The organism is Klenkia sp. AC732, assembly GCF_979256525.1.
In genome coordinates this window covers 1-258 of sequence record NZ_CEEDOS010000123.1, presented here as the reverse complement: position 1 = coordinate 258, position 258 = coordinate 1, and the positions used below count along the sequence as shown (strand labels likewise).

Genomic DNA, 258 nt, shown 5'->3' with positions numbered 1-258 from the left:
GACCTCGGCCCGCCGGGTCAGCGAGGGCTCGGGGCCCTTGGCCAGCCGGCGCTGCTCCACCACCATCACCCGGCCGGCGGCCACCAGCACCCCGCTGATCAGGTCGGCGGGCCGCCGCAGGTTGGGCACGTCACCCTCCAGCTGCTGGGTCCACGTGGCGTGCAGGGCCCGGGACAGCTGGTGCTCGCAGCGTCGCAGCAGCGCCCGCTCGTGCACCCGCAGCGAGGCACTGGCCTGCAGCACGTCGACGTACTGCCG

General features: G+C 75.6%; 1 protein-coding gene. It reads right to left on the bottom strand.

Annotated elements, in window-relative coordinates; genetic code table 11:
- The coding region (locus AC0IVP_RS21945; RefSeq protein ID WP_471759283.1) for a hypothetical protein at positions 1–258 on the bottom strand (258 nt) is incomplete at both ends.